At 66.3% G+C, this 17,846-nt stretch carries 9 protein-coding genes; 6 read left to right on the top strand and 3 right to left on the bottom strand.

All coding sequences use genetic code 11. The annotated features are described in order from the left end of the window. The first annotated feature begins 108 nt into the window (after window positions 1-108). The 6 genes from RMET_RS17540 (at window position 109) to RMET_RS17515 (ending at window position 12,505) form a co-directional block, all read left to right on the top strand. Complete coding sequence (locus RMET_RS17540; RefSeq protein ID WP_011517918.1) at window positions 109-2,403, top strand: primosomal protein N'; 2,295 nt, start codon at window positions 109-111, stop codon at window positions 2,401-2,403. A 197-nt stretch (window positions 2,404-2,600) separates the two neighbouring features. Beyond that, on the top strand, window positions 2,601-6,563 hold the full coding sequence (gene putA / locus RMET_RS17535) for a trifunctional transcriptional regulator/proline dehydrogenase/L-glutamate gamma-semialdehyde dehydrogenase (protein WP_011517917.1): 3,963 nt from the start codon (window positions 2,601-2,603) through the stop codon (window positions 6,561-6,563). Between the two features lie 154 nt (window positions 6,564-6,717). Next, window positions 6,718-7,869, top strand: coding sequence for a branched-chain amino acid ABC transporter substrate-binding protein (locus RMET_RS17530; RefSeq protein WP_008647384.1), 1,152 nt, complete (start codon window positions 6,718-6,720; stop codon window positions 7,867-7,869). Window positions 7,870-8,070: 201 nt separating this feature from the next. Next, window positions 8,071-10,026, top strand: coding sequence for a hypothetical protein (locus tag RMET_RS17525; protein WP_011517916.1), 1,956 nt, complete (start codon window positions 8,071-8,073; stop codon window positions 10,024-10,026). Window positions 10,027-10,166: 140 nt separating this feature from the next. After that, window positions 10,167-11,387 (top strand): cation:proton antiporter, encoded by a 1,221-nt coding sequence (locus tag RMET_RS17520; protein WP_011517915.1) that lies wholly within the window; start codon window positions 10,167-10,169, stop codon window positions 11,385-11,387. Next, entirely contained in the window at window positions 11,387-12,505 is a 1,119-nt protein-coding gene (locus tag RMET_RS17515) for a YbdK family carboxylate-amine ligase (RefSeq protein ID WP_011517914.1), read from the top strand. Before RMET_RS17520 ends, RMET_RS17515 begins: the two co-directional genes overlap by 1 nt. 36 nt (window positions 12,506-12,541) lie before the next feature. On the opposite strand, the gene RMET_RS17510 is transcribed toward RMET_RS17515, so the two are convergent. The 3 genes from RMET_RS17510 to gcvP form a co-directional block, all read right to left on the bottom strand. Next, window positions 12,542-13,288, bottom strand: a complete 747-nt coding sequence (locus RMET_RS17510; RefSeq protein WP_011517913.1) for an MBL fold metallo-hydrolase — start codon at window positions 13,286-13,288, stop codon at window positions 12,542-12,544. A gap of 92 nt (window positions 13,289-13,380) precedes the next feature. Continuing rightward, a complete protein-coding gene (locus RMET_RS17505) occupies window positions 13,381-14,757 on the bottom strand; it encodes an L-serine ammonia-lyase (RefSeq protein WP_011517912.1) in 1,377 nt (458 codons plus the stop codon). A gap of 108 nt (window positions 14,758-14,865) precedes the next feature. Further along, window positions 14,866-17,790 carry an aminomethyl-transferring glycine dehydrogenase gene (gene gcvP, locus RMET_RS17500; RefSeq protein ID WP_011517911.1) on the bottom strand — a complete coding sequence of 975 codons (2,925 nt, stop codon included), beginning with the start codon at window positions 17,788-17,790 and terminating at the stop codon, window positions 14,866-14,868. Between the last annotated feature and the right edge of the window lie 56 nt (window positions 17,791-17,846).

The raw sequence follows: 17,846 nt of genomic DNA, 5'->3' as shown, positions 1-17,846 counted from the left end.
TTACTTTAAGTTGATGTTGCGCCGCACACAGACCCGTTCGGAAAATCCTGTTACGCCAGCCATGCACAACCATCGCGCAGCCGGACTGCACCACGCTGGAGCTGGTCAATGACATCGGCGGCGGCGCCTGTGGATACTGCGTTACAGCCCGCATCCGCTGAGGCTGCGGCGGGCCTCGTGCGCGTCGCATTGGATACCCCCGCTGACGACTACTTCGACTATCTGGCGGATGCCGCGGTGATGCCGGGCGAGCTCGTGGTCGTGCCATTTGGCAAGCGCCATGTCATGGGGGTCGTGCTCGATCGACCCGACAACACCGAGGTACCCGCAGACCGCCTGAGGCCGGTGACGGGCCATCTGACGTGGATGCCACCGCTCAACGCCGCGTGGATCGGCCTTGCCCGTTTTGCCGCGCGCTACTACCACCGCTGTCTGGGCGAAGTGATGCTGCCCGCGCTGCCGCCGTCGCTGCGCGATCCGCAGACGTGGGAACGGCTGGAACAACGCGCCCGAACCACGCAGTACCGGGTACGCCCGGCGCAGTCAGAAGCCTTGCTGGCGGCAGCGCCGTCGCGCGCACGAACCGTGCGGGCGCTGGCTGAAGCGTTGATTGCGGCGCCTGATGGGTTGCGCCTTGCAGAAGCCCGCGAGCTTTGCACGGCGGCCCCGGCACGCCTGGCCGAGTGGGAGGCCGCTGGTTGTATCCAAAGCACCCATGCAGACCGTCCGCTGCTCGATAAAGCCCCCACGCAGGTACCATCTGTCGCCCCGACGCTCCATGACGAGCAGCGTGCGGCCGTGGATGCCATCACCGCCGCCGAAGGCTATGCCGCCTTCCTGCTCCACGGGGTGACCGGCAGCGGCAAGACGGAAGTCTATCTCCACGCCATCGCCGCGCGATTGGACGAGGACCCAGCCGCCCAGGTATTGATGCTGGTCCCCGAGATCAACCTCACGCCCCAACTGCAGGCGCGTATCGCCGAGCGCTTTCCTGACCAGCCACTGGCCGTCCTGCATAGTGGACTGGCCGATCAGGAGCGCAGCCTCCAGTGGCTGGCAGCGCATCGCGGCGAGGCGCGTATCGTGCTCGGCACACGCATGGCCGTCATGGCATCCGTGCCGAACCTGAAACTGATCGTGGTCGATGAAGAGCACGACACCTCCTACAAGCAGCAGGAAGGCCTGCGGTACTCGGCACGCGATCTGGCCGTGTGGCGAGCCAACCAGTTAGGCATCCCGGTAGTGCTTGGCTCGGCCACACCGTCCATGGAGTCCTGGTACCGGGCGGAGCAGGGCGCCTATCGCAAGCTGGTGCTGCGGGATCGCGCCCAGGCGGATGCCGCACTGCCCACGGTCAGGCTGATCGACCTGAACCATGAACGCCAGCGTCAGCGCACGCTCTATGAAGGGCTGTCGGTGCCGCTGCTCGATGCCATCCAGCAGCGGCTGGATCGGGGTCAGCAGAGCCTGTTGTTCCTGAACCGGCGGGGCTACGCGCCAGTCCTGGCCTGCGACAGTTGCGGCTGGCTCTCGGGCTGCCCGCGATGCTCGGCGTACCTGGTGCTGCATCGCCCGGAGCGGCGGTTGCGCTGCCACCATTGCGGGCTTGAGGCGCCCGTGCCGCATCATTGCCCCGACTGCGGCAATGTCGACATCGCACCGCTTGGCCGGGGCACGCAGCGGATCGAGGAAGCGCTGGCCGCACGTTTTCCACAGGCACGCATCGCCCGGATCGACGCGGATTCCACGCGGCGCAAGGGCAGTGCGCAGGCCATGCTCGACGAGGTCCATGCCGGCGAGGTCGACATCCTGGTGGGCACGCAGATGGTGGCCAAGGGACACGACTTCCAGCGTGTCACGCTGGTGGGCATCGTCCACCCTGATGCCGCCATGTTCAGTCACGATTTCCGCGCGGCCGAGCACCTGTTCGCGTCGCTGATGCAGGTGTCTGGCCGCGCCGGCAGGGCAGGGCTGGGCGGCGAAGTGTTGATCCAGACCCGCTATCCAGATGCCCCCGCATTGCAGGCTTTGGTTCGCCATGACTATGATGGATTCGCAGCCAGCCAGTTGCGAGAGCGCCGGCAGGCCGGGTTGCCCCCATATGCCTACCAGGTGCTGGTGACGGCCGAGCACGCGCAGCTCGAGCGCGCGCTTGCCTTCCTGCAGGCCGCTCGCGCGTGCGCGGATGCCAGTCCGATGGCAGCCGAAGTGCAACTGCATGACCCGGTGCCGATGTCGATGGTGCGCCTGTTCAACAAAGAGCGCGCCCAGATGCTCGTCGAAGCCGGCTCCCGTCCGTTATTGCAACGGTTTGTCAGTGAGTGGGTACGGACTTTCGATGATGCCGCGACACGTGTCAAAGGGGTGCGTTGGCAATTGGAAATCGATCCGCTACGCATTTGAGCGGAGCAGTCGCCACGCCGGGAAGTTGCGAAAGTGCAACCTTTTGTCCGCAAGTGAGCTTAGGGGTTGCACTAGGTTGCACCCCGTAATTCTCCGAGAGTAAGATCGCGCCAGTCCGGCTATCTGGCGGGTACGCACACGTGCGTATCGCCGGTGCAGCCAACCGATATTCCAAGATTCGCTGGAGAACCGATCACATGGCCACCACCACCCTCGGCGTCAAGCTCGACGACGCATCGCGCGAACGCCTGAAGCGCGTTGCCCAGTCCATCGACCGCACCCCGCACTGGCTGATCAAGCAGGCCATCTTCACGTACCTGGAACAGGTGGAACGCGGCCATCTGCCCCATGAAGCTGGTGCCGGCGCGACTGCAGATACCGATGGCGCCGATGCTGGCGACGCGACGCAGGCCGATGCCGCGCCGCAACCTTTCCTCGAATTCGCGCAGAGCGTCCAGCCTCAGTCGGTACTGCGCGCGGCCATCACGTCCGCCTACCGCCGTCCGGAAACCGAATGTGTGCCGGTGCTGCTGGAGCAGGCGCGCCTGCCGCAGGCGCAGGCCGATGCCGCCATCAAGATGGCGCGAGCCCTGGCGGCCCGGCTGCGTGAGCAGAAAGTAGGCAGCGGACGCGAGGGGCTGGTGCAGGGGCTGATCCAGGAGTTCTCGTTGTCGTCGCAGGAAGGCGTGGCGCTGATGTGCCTGGCCGAAGCGCTGCTGCGCATCCCCGACAAGGCCACGCGCGATGCGCTGATCCGCGACAAGATCAGCGGCGCCAACTGGCAATCACATCTGGGCCAGAGCCCGTCGCTGTTCGTCAACGCTGCCACCTGGGGCCTGCTGCTGACCGGCCGGCTGGTGGCCACGCACACCGAAGCCGGACTGTCGAAGGCGCTGACGCGCATCATCGGCAAGGGCGGCGAGCCGTTGATCCGCAAGGGCGTGGACATGGCGATGCGCCTGATGGGCGAGCAGTTCGTGACTGGCGAAACAATCTCCGAGGCGCTGGCCAACGCGCGCAAGTACGAGGAAGAGGGCTTCCGTTACTCGTATGACATGCTCGGCGAAGCGGCGATGACCGAGGCCGATGCCCAGCGCTACCTGGCGTCCTACGAGCAGGCGATCCACGCGATCGGGCAGGCTTCGCGCGGCCGTGGCATCTACGAAGGCCCAGGCATCTCGATCAAGCTATCCGCGCTGCACCCGCGCTACAGCCGCGCGCAGCACGAGCGCGTGATCACCGAACTCTACGGTCGCCTGAAGAGCCTGACGATGCTGGCCCGCCAGTACGACATCGGTATCAACATCGACGCCGAGGAAGCGGACCGCCTGGAAATCTCGCTCGACCTGCTTGAGCGGCTCTGCTTCGAGCCGGAGCTGGCCGGTTGGAACGGCATCGGCTTCGTGGTGCAGGGCTATCAGAAGCGCTGCCCGTTCGTGATCGATTATCTGATCGACCTGGCGCGCCGTAGCCGGCATCGCCTGATGATCCGCCTGGTCAAGGGTGCGTACTGGGACAGCGAGATCAAGCGCGCCCAGGTCGACGGCCTGGAGGGCTACCCGGTCTACACGCGCAAGGTCTACACCGATGTGTCGTATGTGGCCTGCGCCCGCAAGCTGCTGTCGGTGCCCGACGCGATTTATCCACAGTTCGCCACCCACAACGCCCACACGCTGGCAGCCATCTACCAGATCGCCGGCCAGAACTATTACCCCGGCCAGTACGAATTCCAGTGCCTGCATGGCATGGGCGAGCCGCTGTACGACCAGGTGGTCGGCCCGGTGGCGGATGGCAAATTCAACCGGCCGTGCCGGATCTACGCGCCGGTCGGCACCCACGAAACGCTGCTGGCATACCTGGTGCGCCGCCTGCTCGAGAACGGCGCCAACACCTCGTTCGTGAACCGGATCGCCGACGAGACGATCGCGCTCGACGATCTCGTCGCTGACCCGGTGGCCGTGGTCGAAACCATGCACAAGACAGAGGGCGTGCTTGGCCTGCCGCATCCGCGTATCCCGCAGCCGCGCGCGCTGTATGGCAAATCGCGCGCCAATTCGGCCGGCATCGACCTGTCGAATGAACATCGGTTGGCGTCGCTGTCGTCCGCACTGCTGGCCGGCACCAGCGAGACGCCGCGCGCGGAACCGCTGCTCGGCGCCGCAGTGGCGGGCACGGATGCCACGTCCGAGCCGGTACTGAATCCGGCGGATCGTCGCGACGTAGTGGGGCAGGTCAGCGAGGCAACGCCGGCTGAGACCGAAGCCGCGCTTGTGGCCGCCGTCAACGTGGCGCCGATCTGGCAGGCCACGCCGCCCGAAGTGCGTGCCGCCGCGCTGGAACGCGCCGCCGATCTGATGGAAGCCCAGATGCAGTCGCTGATGGGCATCATCATGCGCGAGGCCGGCAAGACGTTTTCGAACGCCATCGCCGAAGTGCGCGAGGCGGTCGACTTCCTGCGCTACTACGCGGTGCAGGTCCGCGCGTCGTTCTCGAACGATACCCATCGCCCCCTTGGTCCGGTGGTCTGCATCAGCCCGTGGAATTTCCCGCTGGCGATCTTCACCGGCCAGGTGGCCGCCGCGCTGGCAGCCGGGAATCCGGTGCTGGCCAAGCCGGCCGAACAGACGCCGCTGATCGCCGCCGCCGCCGTGCGTCTGCTGCGCGACGCCGGTGTGCCCGCAGCCGCGGTGCAATTGCTGCCGGGCCGGGGCGAGACCGTCGGCGCGGCGCTGGTAGGCGACGCCCGGGTCAAGGGCGTGATGTTCACCGGCTCGACCGAAGTTGCCCGCCTCCTGCAACGCAACGTGGCGAGCCGTCTCGATGCCGCGGGCCGTCCGATTCCGCTGATCGCCGAGACGGGCGGGCAGAACGCGATGATCGTCGATTCCTCGGCGCTGGCCGAGCAGGTGGTGGGCGACGTGGTGACTTCGGCCTTCGATTCGGCCGGCCAGCGCTGTTCGGCGCTGCGCGTGCTGTGCCTGCAGGAAGACGTGGCCGACCGCATCCTGGAAATGCTCAAGGGTGCGATGGGTGAGTTGACGCTGGGCAACCCGGATCGCCTCTCCACTGACGTTGGTCCTGTGATCGACGAGGAAGCGCGCGGCAATATCCTGCGCCATATCGAAGCGATGCGGGCCAAGGGCCGTCGTGTGCACCAGGCCGACCCGGGCGCGGCGGACACGCCGGCCTGCCGCCATGGCACGTTCGTGCCGCCGACGCTGATCGAACTCGATTCGATCGCGGAGCTGAAGCGGGAGGTGTTCGGTCCGGTGTTGCATGTGGTGCGCTTCCCGCGAACCGCGCTGGACAAGCTGATCGACCAGATCAATGGCACTGGGTATGGCCTGACGCTCGGCGTCCACACGCGGATCGACGAGACGATCGCGCACATCGTCGACCGCGCGGATGTGGGCAATCTCTATGTGAACCGGAATGTCGTCGGCGCCGTGGTGGGCGTGCAGCCATTCGGTGGCGAAGGGCTGTCCGGCACGGGGCCGAAGGCGGGAGGGCCACTCTATCTGCACCGGCTGCTGTCGGTCTGCCCGCAGGATGCCGTGGCGCGCGCCGTGCGTGCGTCGGATGCGACTGGTGGCGTGGCCGCCGCGCCGGTGTCGCCCGAACTGGCCGCGCTGAAGGCCTGGGCGCAGGCGTCGCTGCCCGAGGTGGCCGAGGCCTGCGATCGCCTGGCCGCGGCATCGCCGTCGGGGCTCGGTGTGACGCTGCCGGGTCCTACCGGCGAGCGCAACACCTACTCGCTGCTGCCGCGCGAGCGTGTGCTTTGCCTCGCCCAGCAGGAGTCCGATCTGGTGCTGCAACTGGCCGCCGTGCTGGCCGTCGGCAGCGAGGCGTTGTGCGTTGACACAGCGCAGACCAGGGCCCTGTCTGAAAGGCTTCCCGCCGCAGTACAATCGCGCGTCCGCATGGTTTCCGACTGGACGTCGACGGATACGGCATTCGATGCCGTGCTGCACCACGGCGATTCCGACCAGCTTCGCACGGTTTGCGAGCAGGTGGCCACCCGCACTGGTCCGATCGTCGGCGTGCAGGGCCTTGCGCACGGTGAACCGAATATCGCTCTGGAGCGTTTGTTGATCGAACGTTCGCTGTCCGTCAATACGGCGGCCGCGGGCGGCAATGCAAGTTTGATGACGATCGGCTGAGGCAGGCCTCGACCGTGGCGCGTCGCAGTGCGCGGCGGGGGCCGGTGATCCCGACCCCGTCGCAACCCAGGAACGGAGCGGTGCTGCCAACGCCGGTCCGCGAACATGCCGACACCGGCACCATATGGCACCCTATGGGACCCAAGGAGAACTGATGAGCTCGACATTCCGCAAGACGGCGATGACCGTTGCCATGGCCGTAGCCGGCCTGACCGCCGCCTCGGCCGCATTTGCCCAGGCGCAGGAAATCAAGCTGGGCTTTGCCGGCCCGATGACCGGTGGCCAGGCGCAGTATGGCAAGGACATGCAGAACGGTATCGTCCTCGCCATCGAGGACATGAACGCCACCAAGCCCAAGATTGGCGGCAAGGACGTCAAGTTCGTGCTGGTCTCCGAGGACGACCAAGCCGACCCGAAGACCGGTTCCGTAGTGGCGCAGAAGCTCGTGGACGCGGGCATCCAGGGCATGCTCGGCCACTTCAACTCGGGCACCAGCATCCCGGCGTCGATGGTCTACAACCGCGCCGGCATTCCGCAGATCGCCATGGCCACGGCGCCTGAGTACACCCGCCAGGGCTTCAAGACCACGTTCCGCATGATGACGTCCGACACCCAGCAGGGTTCGGTGATCGGCGCCTTCGTGGTGAAGAAGCTCGGCGCCAAGAACATCGCCATCGTCGATGACCGCACGGCCTACGGCCAGGGTCTGGCCGACGAGTTCGAGAAGGCGGCCAAGGCCGCTGGCGGCAAGATCGTCCGCCGTGAGTTCACGAACGACAAGGCCGTGGACTTCAAGGCCGTGCTGACCAACATCAAGCGCGCCAACCCGGACATCATCTTCTACGGCGGCGCCGAGACGCAGTCGGCCCCGATGGCCAAGCAGGTGAAGGAACTGGGCATGAAGGCGCCGCTGGTGTCGGGCGAAATGTCCAAGACCGACAACTTCCTGAAGCTGGCCGGCCCGGCAGCCGATGGCACCGTGGTGTCGCTGGCCGGCCTGCCGCTGGACCAGATGCCGGGTGGCGTGGCCTATGAGAAGAAGTACGAGAAGCGCTTCGGCTCGAAGGTGCAGACCTACTCGCCGTATGCCTATGACGGCGCCACCGCGATGATGACGGCCATGATCAAGGCCGGCTCGGCCGATCCGGCGCGCTACCTGCCGGTGCTGGCTGCGACCAACATGCAGGGCGTGACCACCAAGACGCTGGCCTACGATGCCCGCGGCGACCTGAAGGACGGCGGCATCACCGTCTACAAGGTGGCTGACGGCAAGTGGACCGTGCTGCAGACCGTGGGCGGCAAGTAAGCCAGCCCGCATCGGCGCGCCGGACGGCTTTCCTCCGCCCAGCGCGCCGCGCGATACCAGACGCCACCCGGGCCCGGCCCGTGGTGGCGTTTTTTGTTGGGCGGCGGGAACCGGCCCGAAATCCCCGCTGTTCTTTCCCGGGTGATTCCCGCGGTTAGCGCATAATTCCGCTTTTGCTGAATTCTTGAGAAGGAACCGACCGTGCAGGATGTCCGTTACGAGCACGCGATCGCGCTAGCCAATGCCGGGCGCCACGACGAGGCGCTGCAGGTGGCCGACCAGCTCTGGGAGGCACACCCTGAGGTGGTGGACTATGCAGCGCTGCGCGCGCAACTGCATGCCGATCGCGACGATGTGCCTGGCGCGCTGGCCGCGCTGGACGAGGCGATGGAACGCCTGCCTTCGCTGTCGCTGGCGCCAGTGCACCGCTGGGCGTCACGTGGCGCGCTGGCCCATATCTACGGCACGCTGCTGATGCGCGAAGGGCGTGATACCGAGGCGCAGCCGTGGATGCATGAAGCGGCGCGCCGCAACGGGCTGGCCACAGGCGAATGGGCGGCGCATTTCTATGCCGGCTTCGTCGCGCTCCGCCTCAATGACTTCGCCCTGGCGGGCCGCTATTGGCACGATCTGCTCTATCGCGCGCCGGACCTGGGCGCGGGTGACATTCTCCCGCTGGTGCAGGACTACGTGGCGCGTTGCGATGCCGCCGGGCAACTGGGCGAGCCGCTGCTGCGCGTTTGCCTGGGACGTATCGCGCTGGATTCCCCCGAACTGCTCGATCTGACACCGCCCGAGGGCGATGCGCTCGCTGCCATGCAGGCCGAACGAGTGCTGGCCGAGCAAGCCGACCACCCCGAGGCACGCCGTTTGCGCGCGCCACTGCGTCTGGGCAGTGATCCGGCGGGTGCGCTCGATGACATGGATACCTATCTGCGTCAGGAGGCCGATCCGCTGACACAGGTACGCGTGTTGACCTTGCGCAACCAGCTCAACGCGGCCGCACCGGCCAATGCGCCTGCGCCGCAACCCGCATGGACCGGCTTCGCGCTGACGGCCGACGCCGACGACGGCGCGCTGTATTTCCATGCGGCCAGCGCACTCGGTGCCTTCATCGACGAGGTGCCGGCGTCGCAGGCCACGCTCAGGCCGCTGCTAGAGGCCGCCTGCCGCAAGGGCCTGGCTTGCTTTGAGTCGTACTTTTCCACAGGCGAAGGCGACCCACGCGGCCACGGCGGCAATGCCGATCCTCATCTCTATTCGCTGCTGTGCCGTCTGCTGGCGCGTCTGCTGCCTGCCGACGAGGCGCATCTGGAGGAAAAGCTGGCGTTGCACCGCAAGGGTATGGCGGCGAGCGATTTCATCGACCACTGGATCGACCTGCTCGACACGCACGCGGCGGCAGGCCAGCATCAGCAAGTGGTCGACCTGGCCGGCGAAGTCATGAACCGCTACCCGGTGGAACGCAATCCCGGCAACGTGAGCTGGGTGTTCAGCCGTCTGGTGGCGGCCTTGGCGGCGATTGGCGGCCGCGAGGCTACCGAGTCTGCCAGCGCGGCCATCTCGCATATGGATGCGCGTCTCGACGCACTGCCGGTGGAAGCGCGCAGCGAGGGCGCCCATGCCATGGCGCACGCGCGCGCCCACTATGCCGGGCTGCTCCAGTCCGGTATGGCGGCGATGGACGAGCATGACCGTGCTGATGCGCGCGCCGAACTCGAAGCGCTGGAGCGCCGCTCGATGCTGGTCGAAGACGCGTGGCTATGCAGTCGATTCGGCCAGATCTGGCGTGACCTTGGCGACAACGACCGCGCGCTGCCGCTGCTGGAGCAAGCCGTGCAGCTTGGCGAGCGCGATGGCCGGGGCCAGGCTCAGGCACGCGTGCAGCGGGCCGCGTTGCTAGTCGACCTGGCGCGCTTTCCCGAAGCGCTGACCGATTTTCAGCTTGCGTTCGCCGCGCGGGATGACTGGGATGCCAGAACCTGGCTGACGGCGGTACGGGCCGCCGTAGGCATGGCGCAGCGCGAAACGGCGCTTGCCTGGTTCGAAAAGGCTCGTGCGCTCGAGGGTGACAAGGGTGTCACCCGGGGTCTTTTCGCGCAGGTGGAAGCCGGCCTGAAGTCGACGCGTCCCAAATGGAAGGTCTGGGGCGTGTGAGCCCATTCTGAATTTGCCAACCCCGGGGAAACGCCATCTGCGAAGATGGCGTTTTTTAATGGAAGAAGCCGAAAGTTGCAAGCGTATTAAAAGAAGCGTCGGACAACACCCGACACGAAAGTTCATGTGCTTCCGTTACCATGTCGGCCATGAACGGACTAAGCCAACTTTTCCCATCCCTGCCACTGGCCCCGAGCGGATTGTTCTGGGTCGGGCTCGCGCTGGTTGGCGCGGGACTGGCCGGCGAGCTCTGCCGCCGCTGGCTCGGCTTCCCACGCATCGTCGGTTATGCGGCCGCGGGGTTGTTCGCGGGCACGCTCGGACGCAGCATCGTCGACGAGAACATGATCGCGCAGACGCGCATCCTGATCGACATGGCGCTCGCGCTGGCGCTGTTCGAGCTTGGCCATCGACTGTCGTTTTCCTGGCTGCGCGCGAACCGCTGGCTGCTGTTCACGAGCGGGGCGGAAAGCCTGCTGACCTGGGGACTGGTGTCCACGGTATTGCAGTGGCTCGGCGCATCGCCGGCCGTGGCGATTCTGGCGGGCGGTATTGCGGTCAGCACGTCGCCGACCATCGTGCTCCAGCTCAAGAACGAGTTGCGCGCCGAAGGCCAGGTGACCGAGCGGCTGATGGCCATGGCGGCCCTGAACAGCATCTACGCCGCCGTCATCGTGCAGGTGGCCACCGGCTGGCTGCACTCCGAGTACGGCAACATCGGCGCTGCGCTGCTGCATCCGCTCTACCTGCTGACTGGCTCGTGCCTGCTGGCGTGGGTGGTCGGCAAGGTTGGCCATGCCATTTACGCCCGCATGTCCGCTGACGATCACTACAGCTTCCTGGTGCTGGTTGGCCTGGTCCTGTTCGCGCTGGCGCTGACGCGCGTGCTGAAGTTGTCGATGCCGCTCTCGCTGATGCTGGCTGGCGTGGTCTTCAAGCATCAGGACCGACAGCCGCATGTGTGGCCCACGCACTTCGGCAGCGCGGGTAGCCTGCTAATTATCGTGATGATCGTCTCGCTCGGCCTGCCGCTGACGGCACATGACTGGGCGGTGGGTGGCATGCTGGCCATCGCGCTGGTCGTGATGCGTCACGTTGCCAAGCTCGTTGGCGTGATATCGCTGGGGTCGTTCTCGGGCCTGAGTCTGCGCCAGTGCACGGCGCTCGGGCTGGCGCTGGCTCCGATGTCGGGACTCGCCTATCTTTTGATGAACGACGTCGCCTTGCTGTATCCGGGAACCGGCTCGCCGCTGGCTTCGATCATTCTGTGTGCGCTGGCGATCGAGCAGTTGCTCGGACCCGTCATCGCGGCGTGGGCGCTGCATTATGTCAGCGAAGCGCGTGACAACGGAGGGCGCTGATGTCGCTCGAACCCTTCAAGCATTCCGAAGCCCTGACGTTTGGTGTCGAACTGGAACTGCAGCTCGTCAATCGTCATGACTATGACCTCGCGCCGTTCGCGCCGGACCTGCTCCGGGCGCTCAGGGGCACGCAACATGCCGGCGACATCAAGCCGGAGATCAGTCCGTCGATGATCGAGATCAGCACGGGGATCTGCCACGACTACGCGCAGGCGCTCGAGGAGCTGAGCGTCATGCGGGACCTGATGGTCAATGCGTCACGCGGCTTGAACCTCGGCATCTGCGGCGGCGGCACGCACCCGTTCCAGGTGTGGTCCGATCGCACGATTTCCGACTCGCCCCGCTACCAGTACATCTCCGAACTCTACGGCTATCTGGCCAAGCAGTTCACGGTGTTTGGGCAGCACGTCCATATCGGGTGTCCGAGCCCCGACGAGTCGCTGTTCCTGCTGCACGCCATCGGGCGCTACGTCCCGCACTTCATTGCGCTGGCCGCGTCGTCGCCCTATGTGCAGGGTGTGGATACCGGTTTCGCTTCGGCCCGTCTGAATTCGGTGGCGGCATTCCCGATGAGCGGGCGCGCGCCGTTCGTGCTGACTTGGGACGCCTTCAAGGCGTACTTCGACAAGATGCGCGCCACCGGTGTGATCGAGAGCATGAAGGACTTCTATTGGGACATTCGTCCCAAGCCGGAATTCGGCACGATCGAAGTTCGCGTCATGGACACGCCACTGACCGTGCAGCGCGCGTGCGACATCGCGGCCTATATCCAGGCGCTGGCGCGTTACCTGCTGTTGTCACGGCCATTCATGCCGCAGGAAGACGACTATCTGGTCTACACATTCAACCGCTTCCAGGCGTGTCGCTTCGGGCTGGAGGGCGAGTATGTGCATCCGAATGAACTGACTCGGATGCCGATTGCCGACCATATCCTGTCGATCTGCGATGCGCTCGAGCCACATGCGGAAGCACTGGGCTCGCTGGAGGCGCTATCGAATATCCGCGCGCTGGCGGCGAGCCGCAGCAACGACGCGCATTGGGTGCGCGCCGCCAATCGCGATGCGCACAGCCTGCGCGATATGGTGCGACAGACCTGCGAACAGTGGGGGGGCGGCTGAGGCAAGGCGCTGCGCCGACGCTGCGCAGCGCTCAACTCACGCGCCGTGCGGCACACTTTCCCCGTCGCGGCCGGTGATCAGACCGAGTTGCTGGTTGGCCGGCACGGCCACGTCGATCAGCTTTGGCCGGGGCAGGTTCAGGCCGCGCATCATCACGATGAACTCGTCGCGTGTACGTCCCGCCACCCGGCTGTTGGTGGCGCGCTCCTGACCGATCGTGGACTCGGTGCGGCCCTTGTAGTCATGCGCCGGATAGACACGCGTGTCGTCGGGCAGGCGGAAGAGTTTTTGCGTCAGGCTGTCGAACAGCGTGCCCGCATCGCCGGACTGGAAATCGGTGCGGCCACAGCCGTCGATCAGCAGCGCATCGCCGGTGAAGATGCGGCGCACCACGCCATCGGTGGTGGGCTCCTCCCACAGATAGCTCATGCTGCCGGCGGTATGTCCGGGCGTGTGGATGGCCCGTAGCACCTGATTGCCGAAGCGGAGCGTGTCGCCGTCGATGAGTTGCTTCTGCGCGGGCTTGATGTCGCAGCCCGACGGCGCCGCCGTGTGGGCGCCGGTCTGCTGTGCCAGATGCCCCGCCGAGGTGATGTGGTCGGCATGGGCATGTGTTTCCACCACCCAGGCCAACTTGGCGCCGGTGTCTGCAAGCACGCCGAGGTCACGCTCGTACTGGCGGTCCACGGGATCGATCAGCACCGCCTCATGGGTGTCCGCGTCGATCAGCAGATATGTGTAGGTGGACGACGTTTCGTCGAAAAGCTGATGGAAGGTCTGCATGGCCGTGTTGTTTTTGGCAAACCGAAGGTGCCTCAATCATACGTCGGCCATCGGTGCCTGCAACCTGCGTGGGTAACTGGAGGCACCCGGAATCAGCACTCCACGATATTGACCGCCAGGCCGCCTCGCGCGGTTTCCTTGTACTTGGTCTTCATGTCCGCGCCAGTTTCGCGCATGGTCTTGATGACCGAGTCGAGCGAGACGTAGTGCGTGCCGTCGCCGCGCAGGGCCATGCGCGCCGCATTGACCGCCTTGACCGCCGCCATGGCATTGCGCTCGATGCAGGGAATCTGCACCAGTCCGCCCACGGGGTCGCAGGTCAGGCCGAGGTTGTGCTCCATGCCGATCTCGGCGGCGTTTTCCACCTGCTCGGGCGTGCCCCCGAGCACGGCCGCCAGCGCACCGGCCGCCATCGAACAGGCCACGCCGACTTCACCCTGGCATCCGACCTCCGCGCCGGAGATCGACGCGTTGAGCTTGTAGAGCAGACCGATCGCGCCTGCCGTCAGCAGGAAGTCCACTGCGCCCTGTGGGTTCGCGCCCGGAATGAAGCGGTCGTAGTAGTGCAGCACCGCCGGAATGATGCCGGCCGCGCCATTGGTGGGCGCCGTGACCACGCGGCCACCCGCCGCGTTTTCTTCGTTGACGGCGATTGCGTACAGGTTGACCCAGTCCATGACCGAAAGCGGATCGGAAAGGGTGCGCTCGGCGCGCTCCGTCAGGTTGCGATACAGCTCGGGCGCGCGGCGGCGCACCTTGAATGGCCCGGGCAGTTCGCCATCGGTGCGGCACCCGCGTGCCACGCATTGCTGCATCACGTCCCAGATGTGGAGCAGGCCGTCCATGACCTCCTGCTCGGAGCGCCACGTGAGTTCGTTCTCCAGCATGAGCCGGGCAATCGACTTGCCGCTGGCGTGAGCCATGTCGAGCATCGCGCGTCCGCTGCGGAACGGATGCGGCAACTGGCGCTCGGCCGCTTGCAACTGCGTGTTAGGTGAGCCCGCCGTGACGATGAAGCCACCACCCACGGACAGATAGCGGGCCTCGCGTAGTGAGGTGCCGTCCGTATCGTAGGCGTGGAATTTCATCCCGTTGGGATGCTCGGCCATCGCCTCGCGACGATAGAACGCGATGTGTTCGCGTTCTACGAATGGCACCGTATGCGTGCCGAGCAGCGAGAGCTGGCGGCTCGCGCGTAGCGCGGCGAGCTTGGCGTCGATGGTGTTCGGGTCGACCGTGTCCGGCGCTTCCCCCATCAGGCCCAGGATCACGCCCTTGTCGGTGCCGTGTCCCTTGCCCGTCGCACCCAGCGAGCCATACAACTCCACGCGCACACTTGCCACCTGCGGCAGCAGCCCGTCACGCTCCAGCCCGTGGGCAAACATCAGGGCGGCGCGCATCGGGCCGACGGTGTGCGAACTGGACGGGCCAATGCCCACCTTGAACAGATCGAAGACGCTGACTGCCACGGCTGACTCCGGTAATGCGCCGCCAATAGGGGGCGCCGGCACAGGTTCCGGCCGGCGACGCCGGAGTGTCCCCCGACGCCGCCGCGTGCTAAGGCAGAGGCAGGTGCCTCAGTCTTCAGCGTACTCGCTTAGCGGTACGCACGAGCAGAACAGATTGCGGTCGCCGTACACGTTGTCCGCGCGGCCAACCGGCGGCCAGTACTTCTGCGTGCGCAGCGATGCCACCGGGTAGGCGGCTTCCTCGCGCGTGTACTTGTGGTTCCACTTGTCGCTGACCACCACGGCTGCTGTGTGCGGCGCGTGCTTGAGCGGGTTGTCTTCGCGATCGAAGCTGCCGTCCTCGACACGCGCGATCTCGCCACGGATGGCGATCATCGCGTCGATGAAGCGGTCGAGCTCGTGCAGTGCCTCGCTCTCGGTCGGCTCGATCATCAGCGTGCCCGGCACCGGGAAGCTCATGGTCGGCGCGTGGAAGCCGTAGTCCATCAAGCGCTTGGCCACGTCCTCGTTGCTGATGCCAGTGGCCTTCTGCAGCGGGCGCAGATCCAGAATGCACTCGTGCGCCACCAGGCCGTGCTGGCCCGTGTAGAGCACCGGGAAGTGCGGCGACAGACGCCGGGCCACGTAGTTGGCCGTCAGGATCGCGTTCTCGGTGGCGGCGGTCAGGCCGGCCGAGCCCATCATCGCGATATACATCCACGAAATCGGCAGGATGCTGGCCGAGCCGAACGGCGCGGCCGAGACACCGCCGATGCCGTTCTCGTCGCGACGATAGCCGACGCTGTCCTGGTTCGGCAGGAAGTCCGCCAGATGCGCGCCCACCGCCACCGGGCCGACGCCCGGGCCGCCACCGCCGTGCGGAATGCAGAACGTCTTGTGCAGATTCAGGTGGGACACGTCGCCACCGAACTGGCCCGGCGCGGCCACGCCGACCATCGCGTTCATGTTCGCGCCGTCAACGTAGACCTGCCCGCCGTGCTTGTGCACGATGTCGCAGATCTGCTGCACGCCCTGCTCGAACACGCCGTGCGTGGACGGGTAGGTGATCATGATCGCGGCCAGGTTCTTGCTGTGCTGCTCGGCCTTCTTGGCCAGATCCGCCAGATCGACGTTGCCGTTCTCGTCGCAGGCCACCACCACCACCTTCATGCCGGCCATCTGCGCCGACGCCGGGTTGGTGCCGTGCGCGGACGACGGGATCAGGCAGATATCGCGATGGCTTTCGCCACGGCTCGCGTGATAGGCATGGATAATCAGCAGGCCCGCGTACTCGCCCTGCGAACCGGCGTTCGGCTGCAGGCTCACCGCGGCGTAGCCGGTGGCGGCGCACAGCATCGCCTCAAGCTGGTCGATCATTTCGCGATAGCCGACGGTCTGGTCGAGCGGCGCGAACGGGTGGATGTTGCTGAACTCGGGCCACGTCACCGGGATCATCTCGCTGGTGGCGTTGAGCTTCATGGTGCAGGAGCCCAGCGGGATCATCGTGCGGTCGAGCGCGAGGTCCTTGTCGGCCAGCGCACGCAGGTAGCGCAACATCTCGTGTTCGGCGTGGTGCGTGTTGAACACCGGGTGCGTGAGGTACGCGCTCTGGCGCGCCAGCGTCGCCGGGAAGCCGTCCTGCACCGAGGCTTCGATCGTGTCGAAGTCGGGCACGGCCTTGCCGTGCGCGAAGATTTCCCACAGCGCGATCACGTCGTCGCGCGATGCGGTTTCATCGAACGAAATGCCGATGCGGGTGGCGTCCACGTGGCGCAGGTTGATGCCACGGGCCGTGGCCGATGCGTGGAACGCGTCGGTGTTGAAGCCGGTCTCCAGCGTCAGCGTGTCGAAGAACGTAGCGTTCAGCGGCGTATGCCCCAGCGTCTTCAGGCCGGCGGCCAGCGTGGCGGTCAGGCGATGCACGCGCTGGGCGATGCGCTTGAGGCCCTGTGGACCATGGTAGACCGCGTACATCGACGCCATCACGGCCAGCAAGACCTGCGCCGTGCAGATGTTCGACGTGGCCTTCTCGCGGCGGATGTGCTGTTCGCGCGTCTGCAGCGCCAGACGATAGGCCTTGTTGCCTTGCGCGTCGATCGTCACGCCGACCAGACGGCCCGGCATCGAGCGCTTGAATTCATCTTTCACGGCCATGTAGCCCGCGTGCGGGCCACCGAAGCCGAGCGGCACGCCAAAGCGCTGCGAGTTGCCCACGGTCACGTCGGCGCCCCATTCGCCCGGCGCGGCGATCAGCGTCAGCGCCAGCAGGTCGGCAGCGGCCACGACGCGGCCACCGGAGGCGTGCACGGCTTCGGCAATCGCGCGGTAGTCGGCCACATCGCCATTGACGCCCGGGTACTGCAGGAGCACGCCAAAGGCATGGGCCTGCGCGGCGTCGGCGGCGGGGCCGACCTTGACCTCGATGCCGAGCGGCAGGGCGCGCGTGCGAACCACTTCCAGCGTTTGCGGCAGGACGTCTTCAGCCACGTAGAACGTGTTCGAGGCGTGCTTGTTCACGCGCTGCAGCAGCGTCATCGCCTCGGCGGCAGCGGTGCCTTCGTCGAGCATCGACGCGTTGGCGATATCCAGGCCGGTCAGGTCAGTGATCATCTGCTGGAAGTTCAGCATCGCTTCCAGACGACCTTGCGAGATTTCGGGCTGGTACGGCGTGTACGCGGTGTACCACGCCGGGTTCTCGAAGATGTTGCGCAGGATGACGCCCGGCGTGAGCGTGTTGTAGTAGCCCTGGCCAATGAAGCTCTTGAGCACGCGGTTCTTGCCCGCCAGCGCGCGCAGGCGGCCGAGCGCGGCCTCCTCGGTCAGCGGTGCGGTGAATTCGCCCAGCGACATGCCGTCACGGCGGCGGATCGCGGCGGGCACCACGGCGTCGATCAGCGCGGCGCGGCTCTCGAAGCCGAGCACCTTGAGCATGTGTTGCTGTTCGGCGGAATCGGGGCCGATATGACGGGCGGCGAAGGCGTCGCGCGCCTCCAGTTCGGCCAGCGTGGGCCGGGCACCTTGGGCGGCAGCGTTCATGGGGAGCGGGGCGTTCATGGCAAGGAATCTCGTGGGGGCGCGGCGGCAGGTGGTCAGCCTGGCCGCCGCGTTTG

The sequence above is a fragment of the Cupriavidus metallidurans CH34 genome (assembly GCF_000196015.1).
In the GTDB taxonomy this organism is placed as follows: domain Bacteria; phylum Pseudomonadota; class Gammaproteobacteria; order Burkholderiales; family Burkholderiaceae; genus Cupriavidus; species Cupriavidus metallidurans.
This window is presented reverse-complemented; position numbering and strand designations above follow the sequence as displayed.